The sequence below is a fragment of the Pseudomonas syringae pv. coryli str. NCPPB 4273 genome (genome assembly GCF_000972175.1).
Taxonomy (GTDB): domain Bacteria; phylum Pseudomonadota; class Gammaproteobacteria; order Pseudomonadales; family Pseudomonadaceae; genus Aquipseudomonas; species Aquipseudomonas syringae.
In genome coordinates, this window is record NZ_AWQP01000052.1 from 1 (window position 1) to 9,828 (window position 9,828).

The 9,828-nt window shown below is 59.4% G+C and carries 12 protein-coding genes; 7 read left to right on the forward strand and 5 right to left on the reverse strand.

The annotated features are described in order from the left end of the window. The first annotated feature begins 115 nt into the window (after nt 1-115). On the forward strand, nt 116-649 hold the full coding sequence (locus P406_RS20150; protein WP_046237158.1) for an REP-associated tyrosine transposase: 534 nt from the start codon (nt 116-118) through the stop codon (nt 647-649). Between the two features lie 114 nt (nt 650-763). On the opposite strand, the gene P406_RS20155 is transcribed toward P406_RS20150, so the two are convergent. Further along, nucleotides 764-1,552: a dienelactone hydrolase family protein gene (locus P406_RS20155; protein ID WP_046237159.1), complete on the reverse strand. Its 789-nt coding sequence runs from the start codon at nt 1,550-1,552 to the stop codon at nt 764-766. A gap of 173 nt (nt 1,553-1,725) precedes the next feature. Here P406_RS20155 and P406_RS20160 point away from each other — a divergent pair, with 173 nt between their 5' ends. The 4 genes from P406_RS20160 (at nt 1,726) to P406_RS20175 (ending at nt 5,866) form a co-directional block, all read left to right on the forward strand. Further along, on the forward strand, nt 1,726-2,076 hold the full coding sequence (locus P406_RS20160; RefSeq protein WP_003344838.1) for a hypothetical protein: 351 nt from the start codon (nt 1,726-1,728) through the stop codon (nt 2,074-2,076). A gap of 27 nt (nt 2,077-2,103) precedes the next feature. Then, on the forward strand, nt 2,104-2,781 hold the full coding sequence (locus P406_RS20165; protein WP_003407750.1) for a response regulator: 678 nt from the start codon (nt 2,104-2,106) through the stop codon (nt 2,779-2,781). Further along, nucleotides 2,778-4,124, forward strand: a complete 1,347-nt coding sequence (locus P406_RS20170) for an ATP-binding protein (RefSeq protein WP_004416732.1) — start codon at nt 2,778-2,780, stop codon at nt 4,122-4,124. The genes P406_RS20165 and P406_RS20170 overlap by 4 nt, the downstream gene beginning before the upstream one ends. A 389-nt stretch (nt 4,125-4,513) precedes the next feature. Beyond that, a complete protein-coding gene (locus tag P406_RS20175) occupies nt 4,514-5,866 on the forward strand; it encodes a dicarboxylate/amino acid:cation symporter (protein WP_010437384.1) in 1,353 nt (450 codons plus the stop codon). 65 nt (nt 5,867-5,931) lie between these two features. Here the strand turns inward: P406_RS20175 and P406_RS20180 are convergent, their stop codons facing one another. After that, nucleotides 5,932-6,426 carry a SprT family zinc-dependent metalloprotease gene (locus tag P406_RS20180; RefSeq protein ID WP_003314586.1) on the reverse strand — a complete coding sequence of 165 codons (495 nt, stop codon included), beginning with the start codon at nt 6,424-6,426 and terminating at the stop codon, nt 5,932-5,934. Between the two features lie 194 nt (nt 6,427-6,620). Here P406_RS20180 and ttcA point away from each other — a divergent pair, with 194 nt between their 5' ends. Beyond that, the gene (gene ttcA / locus P406_RS20185; protein ID WP_003424946.1) at nt 6,621-7,445 is read left to right on the forward strand and encodes a tRNA 2-thiocytidine(32) synthetase TtcA; all 825 of its coding nucleotides are present in this window, start codon (nt 6,621-6,623) and stop codon (nt 7,443-7,445) included. Between the two features lie 6 nt (nt 7,446-7,451). Here the strand turns inward: ttcA and P406_RS20190 are convergent, their stop codons facing one another. From P406_RS20190 to arsC, 3 genes are all read right to left on the reverse strand, one after another. Continuing rightward, nucleotides 7,452-8,123 carry a DNA-3-methyladenine glycosylase I gene (locus P406_RS20190; protein WP_003314590.1) on the reverse strand — a complete coding sequence of 224 codons (672 nt, stop codon included), beginning with the start codon at nt 8,121-8,123 and terminating at the stop codon, nt 7,452-7,454. 99 nt (nt 8,124-8,222) lie between these two features. Beyond that, a complete protein-coding gene (gene wrbA / locus P406_RS20195; RefSeq protein WP_003363251.1) occupies nt 8,223-8,828 on the reverse strand; it encodes an NAD(P)H:quinone oxidoreductase in 606 nt (201 codons plus the stop codon). Beyond that, complete coding sequence (arsC, locus tag P406_RS20200) at nt 8,825-9,178, reverse strand: arsenate reductase (glutaredoxin) (RefSeq protein ID WP_003314592.1); 354 nt, start codon at nt 9,176-9,178, stop codon at nt 8,825-8,827. Before arsC ends, wrbA begins: the two co-directional genes overlap by 4 nt. A gap of 129 nt (nt 9,179-9,307) precedes the next feature. On the opposite strand from arsC, the gene P406_RS20205 reads away from it, so the two are divergent. Continuing rightward, nucleotides 9,308-9,775, forward strand: coding sequence for a TlpA disulfide reductase family protein (locus P406_RS20205; protein ID WP_004416738.1), 468 nt, complete (start codon nt 9,308-9,310; stop codon nt 9,773-9,775). Nucleotides 9,776-9,828 lie beyond the last annotated feature (53 nt).

Consider the following 9,828-nt stretch of genomic DNA (forward strand, 5'->3'; position numbering starts at 1 on the left):
GGACGCTCTGCGTCCTCTTGCCGATGCAGGGCAAAAAACTCGTCACACTTTCATCATTCCCCACTTACCAAGCTGCGATGTACCTTCGTGCCCCTGATGATTCAAGGATGAACACATGGGCCGGAGTCGATACACCATAACCGAACCTGAAAAACCTCACTTCCTGACCTGCACAGTGGTGGAATGGTTACCGCTTTTTACCCGGCCTGTTCTGGTAGACATTCTGTTCAACGCCTGGCGCTATCAACAGGCTCATCAAGGCCTGCAGCTCTTCGGGTATGTCGTTCTGGAAAACCATTTGCACTTCGTCGCCCAAGCACCCGCACTGGACAAATGTGTGAACAGTTTCAAGTCTTTTACGGCCCGACAGATAATCGAAGCACTCGAGAACGCCAATGCCCAGAGCACGCTGGAGCGTCTGCGGTTCGTCAAGCGCCTGCACAAGAGTGACAGGGTTTATCAGGTCTGGCAGGAAGGAGCTCATGCCGAGCTTGTGTGGAATGAAAAGGTTATGCGGCAGAAGCTCGATTACATTCACCACAACCCGGTAAAGAGAGGTTATGTGGACGTCGGTGAGCATTGGAGATACTCCAGCGCTCGTGATTATGAGGGGCAGCGCGGTTTGATCGATATTCAGCGCTGGTATTGACGCATAACGTGCGGAACGATGATCTCAACTATCGTGCGGCGCTCTGCGTCGCATGCCGTTCTGGACGCTCTGCGTCCTCCCAGCTTTGGGTGGACGCGGAGTGTCAGCTATGGCTCAACCAAATATCTTTTTGAAAAACACTTTCATGTCCGCCCAGGAGCTCTCATCGGCGGCTTTGCTGTAGCCGATGTCCGGGCCGCCGTGTTCGCCGTGGCTCAGGCGGTCGGCGTCGGGGTTGGTGAAGCCGTGTTTGGCGCCGTCGATGCTGACGAATTTGTAGTCGGCCTTGGCGTCGTCCATTTCCTTCTTGAACGCGGTGACGTTTTCAGGGGTGACCATGCTGTCCTTGGCGCCGTGTTCGACCAGCATTGGCACCTTGATGCCCGGTTTTGCCGGGGTGTTGGTGACCAGTGCGCCGTGGAAACTCACCACGCCCAGCAGCGGTTCACCGCGGCGTGCTGCGTCGAGCACGATCTTGCCGCCGAAGCAGTAACCGATCGCTGCGATCTTTTTCGGATCGGTCTGTGGCTGCTTCTTCAATTGCTCCAGCCCGGCGTCAAAACGCTTGTCGGCGGCATCGCTGTCCTTCAGCGCGGCCTGCATGAAGGCCATCGCGTCTTTCGGGTGCTCGGTGTTCTTGCCTTCGCCGTACATGTCGATGGCCATTGCGCTGTAACCCAGTGCAGCCAGATCGCGGGCGCGGCGCTTGGCGTAGTCGTTCAGGCCCCACCATTCGTGAACCACCAGGACGCCAGGGCGCGGGCCTTTTACCGCGTCGTCGTACGCGTAGTAGCCCACCAGCTTGGTGCCGTCGGCACTTTTGTAATCGATCTGCTCGGTCTTGATCGCCGCCTGGGCGAGGCCGCTCAGGCCCATCATGATCATTGCAATCCACACACGCATGGTCAGCTCCTTGTTGATGTTTTGAAGTCGCAAACAACCATAGCCGATTCTGCTGCACAGGGTGTGGATGACTGTTCAGCGCCGGTTCATGCAGTGTTCAGTCGGGGTTCAGCCCGGCGCGATTACTGTTGGCCCATACCTTGACAGCGTCCCCGAGCGCAAAAGGAGTCGATATGTTGAATCTCAACAAGTTTTTCCTGGCCCTGGCTTTTCTGGGCGGCAGTGCTGCGGTGCAGGCGGGCGATGGTCGGCTTGACGTGGCCCGTATCGAGTTCAGCAAGACCAGCGAAAAGCTTGACGATACCAACAGTTGGGGACACGCGCTCGGGGAGCAGGCGCATTCCAATGTCTCGGTGGGGACGCTTTATTCGCCACCGGTTTACGGCAGCCTGACGGGCACTCACAATGGTGCGCCTGTCAGCCGCGAAATCCTGCTGGGCAGCTATGATGTGACACAACACGTGCCCGTCAGCGCCCGCCTGTTGAGTACTGATGCGACGATGTCGTTTCATTCTTTGTCTTGAGGCTGCGATTGTGCCTGGGAGAGCTGCATGAAGTTGTTGGTAGTTGAGGATGAAGCGCTGCTGCGCCACCACCTGCGAACCCGTCTGACCGAAGCCGGGCATGTGGTGGAGGCGGTGGCCAACGCTGAAGAGGCGTTGTATCAGGTCGCGCAATTCAATCACGACCTGGCGGTGATCGACCTGGGCCTGCCGGGCATCGGCGGCCTGGACCTGATTCGCCAGTTGCGCACATTGGGCAAGGCCTTTCCGATCCTGATCCTGACCGCGCGCGGCAATTGGCAGGACAAGGTCGAAGGCCTGGCGGCCGGGGCTGACGACTACGTGGTCAAACCCTTCCAGTTCGAAGAACTGGAGGCACGGCTGAACGCCTTGTTACGGCGTTCCAGCGGCTTCATCCAGTCAACCATCACGGCTGGCCCGCTGTTGCTGGACCTCAATCGCAAGCACGCCGCCCTGGCCGAGCAGCCGTTGGCGCTGACGGCCTACGAATACCGTATTCTTGAGTACCTGATGCTCCATCACCAGCAAGTGGTGCCCAAGGAGCGCCTGATGGAGCAACTGTACCCCGATGACGACGAGCGCGACCCGAACGTGATCGAAGTGCTGGTCGGTCGTCTGCGTCGCAAACTGGACAGCAGCGTGGCCTTCAAACCTATCGAAACCGTGCGCGGCATGGGCTACCTGTTCAATGAGCGCTGTACGTGATTCGTTCGCTTCGCCTGCGCCTGATGCTGGGCGCCGCCACGCTGGCGGTGATCTTCATGCTGCTGATGCTGCCTGCACTGCAGGGGGCGTTCAGCCTGGCGCTACGCGGAGCGATCGAGCAACGCCTGGCTTCTGATGTCACCACCATGATTTCGGCGGCTCGCGTCGAAAACGACCATCTGTTAATGCCCTCGGTGTTGCCGGGCGAACAATTCAATCTGCCCGGCAGCCGTCTGCTGGGCTACATCTATAACCGCCAGGGGCAGATGGTCTGGCGCTCGTTGTCGACCGAAGGCGAGAACATCGACTACCGCCCGCAATACGACGGGCAGGGCAGCGAGTTCACCAAGATCAAGGAAATCAATGGCGATGAGTATTTCGTCTATGACGTCGAGATCCGGCTGCTCGGCGGGCGCAATGCCGCGTTCAGTATCGTTGCCGTGCAACCGTTGCGCGGCTATCAGGAAACCATCGACGGTCTGCGCCGCAAGCTTTATCTGGGCTTTGGCGCAGCACTGGCGGTGCTGCTCGGGTTGCTGTGGATGGGCCTGACCTGGGGGCTGCGGGCCCTGCGCGGCTTGAGCCAGGAACTGGATCAGGTGGAATCCGGTGTGCGCGACAGCCTCAGCGAAGAACACCCCAGCGAACTGCTGCGCCTGACCGACTCGCTCAACCGCCTGCTACGCAGCGAGCGTGAGCAGCGTATTCGTTACCGCGACTCTCTGGACGACCTGGCGCATAGCCTGAAAACCCCGCTGGCGGTCTTGCAGGGCGTAAGCGAGAACATCGCCAAGCGCCCCGAGGATGTCGAGCAGGCGTGGGTGCTGCAATCGCAGATCGAACGCATGAGCCAGCAGATCGGCTATCAACTGCAGCGGGCCAGCCTGCGCAAGAGCGGTCTGGTGCGCCATCACGTGATGCTGCGACCCGTGGTCGAAAGCCTGTGCAATACGCTGGACAAGGTGTATCGCGACAAACAGGTCAAGGCCACGCTGGACCTGCCCGAGCACTGCCAGGTGCATATGGAAGAGGGCGCGTTGCTGGAAATGCTCGGCAACCTGCTGGAAAACGCCTATCGGCTGTGCCTGAGTGAAGTGCGCGTCAGCTTCACGCGCTCGACGACCGGCGATGAACTGTGCGTCGAAGACGACGGCCCCGGCGTCCCGCAGAGCCAGCGTGCGCGCATTCTCGAACGCGGCGAACGGCTGGACCGCCAGAACCCCGGGCAAGGCATCGGCCTGGCGGTGGTCAAGGACATCATCGAAAGCTACGGCGCGCAATTGACGCTGGGCGATTCCCCAATGGGGGGCGCGGCGTTCAGGATTCATTTTCTGGCGCAGTAACGATAGTGTTATCACACCTATCGTTTCTCACGCTCCAGCGTGGGAATGCCGTTCGTGACGCTCTGCGTCACACCTATGCGCGTCACCGATCACTCCAGTCACCACAGAAAGAAGGCGGATACCCGCCACTGTGTGCCTGTTTTTCTCACCATACGGCGGAAAACCGCCACCTGTCCTCTCGGATCCCGGCTACCGTTACCAGTGTGCGCCTTATGCTGCGGGGTTTTGATATCAAAATGACTCCATGGCACGCGTATTGCTATCTACATGGCAGAGACCTGCCTTGCGCAGCTCGACAAAACAAATCCCTCCAGTGCAGGAGGGTTAGCGCTTTATAGGCTCGCGCGCATCAGGTGAAGATGCCGACGACGCCCTTGAGGAAAACTGCAATGACGACTCGTCAGCCCATCTACAAATCCCTCTATTTTCAGGTAATCGTAGCGATTGTCATCGGTATCCTGATCGGTCACTTCTACCCGGACACCGGCAAGGCGTTAAAACCGCTGGGTGACGGGTTCATCAAACTGATCAAGATGGTGATTGCCCCGATCATCTTCTGTACCGTCGTCAGTGGTATCGCTGGCATGCAGAGCATGAAGTCGGTCGGCAAGACTGGCGGTTATGCGCTGCTGTACTTCGAGATCGTTTCGACCATCGCCCTGCTGATCGGTCTGATCGTGGTCAACGTGGTTCAGCCGGGTGTCGGCATGAACATCGACGTCAGCACGCTCGACGCTTCGAAGATCGCCGCCTACGTCACGGCCGGTCAGGATCAGAGCATCGTCGGCTTTATCCTTAACGTGATTCCGAACACCATCGTCGGCGCGTTTGCCAACGGCGATATCCTGCAAGTGCTGATGTTCTCGGTGATCTTCGGCTTCGCGCTGCATCGCCTGGGTGCCTACGGCAAGCCGGTTCTGGACTTCATCGATCGCTTCGCCCACGTGATGTTCAACATCATCAACATGATCATGAAGCTGGCCCCGCTGGGTGCGTTCGGTGCCATGGCCTTCACCATCGGTGCCTATGGCGTGAGCTCGCTGGTGCAACTGGGTCAGTTGATGATCTGCTTCTACATCACCTGCGTTCTGTTCGTCGTGTTTGTGCTGGGCGCTATCGCCCGCGCTCACGGCTTCAGCATCTTCAAGCTGATTCGCTACATCCGTGAAGAGCTGCTGATCGTACTGGGTACTTCTTCTTCGGAATCGGCCCTGCCGCGCATGCTGATCAAGATGGAGCGCCTGGGTGCCAAGAAGTCTGTGGTCGGTCTGGTTATCCCGACGGGCTACTCGTTCAACCTGGACGGTACGTCGATCTACCTGACCATGGCCGCCGTGTTCATCGCTCAGGCGACTAACACGCACATGGACATCACGCACCAGATCACCCTGTTGCTGGTGCTGCTGCTGTCGTCCAAAGGTGCTGCTGGCGTAACCGGTAGCGGCTTCATCGTACTGGCTGCGACCCTGTCGGCCGTGGGTCACCTGCCGGTTGCCGGTCTGGCGCTGATTCTGGGTATCGACCGCTTCATGTCCGAAGCCCGCGCCCTGACCAACCTGGTCGGTAACGCTGTTGCTACCGTTGTGGTTGCCAAGTGGGTCGGCGAGCTGGACACCGACAAGCTGCAGTCCGAGCTGACTTCCGGTGGCTCTGCCATTCTGGAAACCCGCCCTGAAGACGACCTCGGCGTTGCCGAAGGCCCGACTCCAGCCGCTGCGGTGAACACCACCAAGACCGTCTGATAACCCTCAGACCACAAAAAACCCATCTTCGGATGGGTTTTTTATGCCTGCAGTTTGCCGGAGGATTATTCCGTGCGCGTCTCGCCGCTGAACACCAGAGGCTCGCGGCAGCGACGGCACAGGTAGCGCCGTCCCTTGCGAACCATGCCGTGACGCTGCGCGGTGAACGGAAAGTCGCTGTCCGGGCAAGGACAGCGGTAGATGTAACGGATCACGCTACGCCGCTTGACCGCGTAGGTGTGGCAGCGATTGGGCGGCAGTTCATAGACGCCGCGCATGATCAATTGCCATTCTTCGCCATGCGGCTGGATGCTGCCACCGAACAGCTGATGGGCGATCAGGTGCGCGACTTCGTGGGGTACGGTCTGGCGCAGGAAGTCTTCGGCGTTTTCCTTGTAGAGCTGTGGGTTGAAGCGCAACAGGTTTTCATGCAGATGAGCGACACCGGCCTTCTGACCGCGCAACTGGAAACTGACCACAGGGCGTTTGAAGGTGCGCTTGAAGAAGGCTTCGGCTTGTTGGTAACAGGTCTCGACGCGTGAATTGAGTTGTTCGGGCATGCTTTAGGGTTCTCCAGTGCGCCAAGTATGCCGCAATGTGGCTAAGCTCTGAACAGGCCAGCTGCCCGGTGGTCATTTTTGATCCAGTGTGGTCGCCTGTCTGAACAGTACAGGCGCAGCATATTTAACCAATGGTCGGTTACGGGTAAAATGTTCGGCTTTTCTCAAGCTACCGTCAGCGGATACTTCCATAAATGGGCACCCTTTCAGTCAATCAGAACAAACTGCAGAAACGTCTGCGTCGGCTGGCCGGCGAAGCGGTTGCCGACTTCAACATGATCGAAGAGGGTGACAAGGTCATGGTCTGCCTGTCCGGCGGCAAGGACAGTTACACCATGCTCGATGTGTTGATGCACCTGCAGAAGGTCGCGCCGATCAAGTTCGACATCGTGGCAGTCAACATGGACCAGAAGCAGCCCGGCTTTCCCGAGCACGTGCTGCCTGCCTACCTGAAAGAACTGGGTGTCGAGTACCACATCGTCGAGAAAGACACGTATTCAGTGGTCAAGGAACTGGTCCCCGAAGGCAAGACCACCTGCTCGCTGTGTTCACGGCTGCGTCGCGGCACGCTGTATACCTTCGCTGACGAGATCGGTGCCACCAAGATGGCGCTCGGTCATCACCGCGACGATATCGTCGAGACATTCTTTCTCAACATGTTCTTCAATGGCTCGCTCAAGGCCATGCCGCCCAAGCTGCGTGCCGATGATGGCCGTAACGTGGTGATTCGTCCGTTGGCGTACTGCCATGAAAAGGACATTCAGGCCTACTCGGACCTCAAGCAGTTTCCGATCATCCCGTGCAACCTGTGCGGCTCGCAGGAGAACCTGCAGCGTCAGGTGGTCAAGGAAATGCTGCAGGACTGGGAGCGCAAGACGCCTGGCCGGACGGAGAGCATTTTCCGCGCCTTGCAGAACGTGCAGCCCTCGCAGTTGGCCGACCGCAACCTGTTCGACTTCAGCAACCTGCGCATCGACGAAACCGCTGCGTCGCGGTTCGTCAATGTGGTCAATATCTGACGGCACTCAGTGGTTGACGGTGAACGCCAGCATGGCTGACAGCTGGCACATCGGCCGACCGCTTTCTGCGTGCCACTGGTTGAAGACGTCCTGCACGATCGCCTGATCGCGTTTGCTGCTCGGCACACGGTCGACGATATCCTGCGCGTTCAGGGCGGCAACCACATCCCAGGTCGGAATGAAGGTGTCCTTGCCGATCATGCGCAGAAAGCGCGGCGCTGACAGGCCGCCCATCTGGTTGCCGTGCTTGGCGATGTACTGCCACAGGCCAGTGATGTTATCGACCGGCCATTCGGCGATGAATTTGCCGAAACTGCCATGCTCCTGCTCGATGTCCAGAATCAGTTGCGCATTGCGCGGCACGCTCTTGAGCTTGCCCAGATGACGAATGATGCGCGCGTCCTGCATCAGCCGTTCCAGGTGATCGGCGCCCATCAGCACGACTTTCTCCGGGTCGAAGCGAAAGAACACTTCTTCGAACGCTGGCCACTTGGCGTCTACCAGGCTGTGTTTCAGGCCAGCGCGGAAAACCCGCAGGGCCATGGTAGACAGGTAGCGGTCGGCGCTGATGGCTTGCAGTTGCCTGGGTGTCTTGGGGGAGGGCAGATGAGCTTCCAGAGCTTTGGCGGAGCCGAATCGATTCAGGCAATACTCGTTCAGCCATTTGTAGTCGTGCATCGGTTCTCCAAAAAAATTCAACAGGCAGGACAAGGGGTCAGACCGACCCTTGCCCTGCAAGTTTACGATTTAACTGAAAGCATCCGGCGCTCTGCCGATTCAGCTGCGCGGCGCGTCCAGTTGCACCGCGGTCTTGGCCAGACGCTGGCCCAGGGCGCGGCACAGGTCGGTTTCATGACGGTCCAGCGCGCGCTTGCCATCGGCACCGGCGTGATGGCTGGGACCGTAGGGCGTGCCACCGCCGGTGGTTTCCAGCAGCGCCGATTCGCTGTAGGGCAGGCCCATGATCAGCATGCCGTGGTGCAGCAGGGGCAGCAGCATCGACATCAGCGTGGTTTCCTGGCCACCGTGCAGGCTGGCGGTGGAGGTAAAGACGCCAGCGGGTTTGCCGACCAGTGCGCCGGTCAGCCACAGGTTACTGGTGCCGTCGAGGAAGTATTTCAGCGGCGCGGCCATGTTGCCGAAGCGCGTCGGGCTGCCCAGCGCCAGGCCGGAGCAGTTTTTCAGGTCGTCGAGGGTCGCGTACAGCGCGCCGCTTTCCGGAATCTCGGGGGCGGTCGCTTCGCAGTCGGCGGAAACGGCAGGTACGGTGCGCAGCCGCGCTTCCATGCCGCCCAGTTCAATGCCGCGGGCAACCTGCCGGGCCATTTCGCTGGTGGAGCCGTTGCGGCTGTAATAGAGGACCAGAATGTAGGGTGTGCTCACGGCAGCAGCTCCAGAATGTTCTCGGGTGGGCGGCCAATGACAGCCTTGTCGCCAGCGACCAGAATCGGCCGTTCGATGAGTTTGGGGTGAGCGGCCATGGCGGCGATCAGTTGCTCGTCGCTCAGGCTCGGGTCGGCCAGATTGAGTTGCTTGTAATCGTCCTCGCCGGTACGCAGCAGTTGCCGGGCGCCGATGCCCAGCTTGCCGAGCAAGTCGCGCACACGGTCGGCGTCGGGCGGGGTTTCCAGGTACAGGACGATGTCCGGCGTCAGGCCGCGGGCCTGAAGCAGTTCCAGCGCGCCGCGGGACTTGCTGCAGCGCGGGTTGTGATACAGCGTCAGATCGGTCATTTGCACGTCGCATCTTGTGTGGGGTGGCGTATTCTAACCAGCGATGGCACTGTCCGACATATCGAATGGTCAATAGTCGTGGCTTGGGTATAAGTAATTGCAGGTTGAACGGGGCGAGGAAACAAGCAAATGGCAAGGCGATTAACAGCAGCGGTAATACTTTTCGGCAGTTTGCTGCTCAGCGGATGTGGCGTGGACCTGGGCAATGATCAGAATGGCCAGAAGGTCGCCAGCGAGCGCATCAAGGGGCACTGGCTGGTGGTCAACTACTGGGCCGAATGGTGTGGCCCTTGCCGTACCGAGGTTCCGGAGTTCAATGCATTGTCCGAGCAGCTCAAGGACCAGAAAGTCACCGTGCTGGGCGTCAACTTCGACAACCTGCAGGGCGACGAACTGAAAAGCGCTGCCAATGCACTGGGCATCAAATTCACCGTGCTCGCCCAGGACCCGGCCGAGCAATACAGCCTGCCGCCCTCCGAGGCACTGCCGGTGACCTACATCATCGACGACAAGGGCAAGATGCGCGAACAACTGCTCGGCGAACAATCAGCCGCGACCGTGATCCAGAAGCTCAAGACACTGCGTGGCGAGGGCTGATCGAATCGATTTTCGACGCTTGGCGTAGCAACGAGGACGCGGAGCGTCCAGAA

Coding starts and splice junctions, on each gene's coding strand:
- ttcA (WP_003424946.1), top strand. CDS start 6,621: ATGGGCACCCTTTCAGTCAATCAGAACAAACTGCAGAAACGTCTGCGT.
- P406_RS20190 (WP_003314590.1), bottom strand. CDS start 8,123: ATGCACGACTACAAATGGCTGAACGAGTATTGCCTGAATCGATTCGGC.
- arsC (WP_003314592.1), bottom strand. CDS start 9,178: ATGACCGATCTGACGCTGTATCACAACCCGCGCTGCAGCAAGTCCCGC.
- P406_RS20165 (WP_003407750.1), top strand. CDS start 2,104: ATGAAGTTGTTGGTAGTTGAGGATGAAGCGCTGCTGCGCCACCACCTG.
- P406_RS20155 (WP_046237159.1), bottom strand. CDS start 1,552: ATGCGTGTGTGGATTGCAATGATCATGATGGGCCTGAGCGGCCTCGCC.
- P406_RS20180 (WP_003314586.1), bottom strand. CDS start 6,426: ATGCCCGAACAACTCAATTCACGCGTCGAGACCTGTTACCAACAAGCC.
- P406_RS20175 (WP_010437384.1), top strand. CDS start 4,514: ATGACGACTCGTCAGCCCATCTACAAATCCCTCTATTTTCAGGTAATC.
- P406_RS20150 (WP_046237158.1), top strand. CDS start 116: ATGGGCCGGAGTCGATACACCATAACCGAACCTGAAAAACCTCACTTC.
- P406_RS20205 (WP_004416738.1), top strand. CDS start 9,308: ATGGCAAGGCGATTAACAGCAGCGGTAATACTTTTCGGCAGTTTGCTG.
- P406_RS20160 (WP_003344838.1), top strand. CDS start 1,726: ATGTTGAATCTCAACAAGTTTTTCCTGGCCCTGGCTTTTCTGGGCGGC.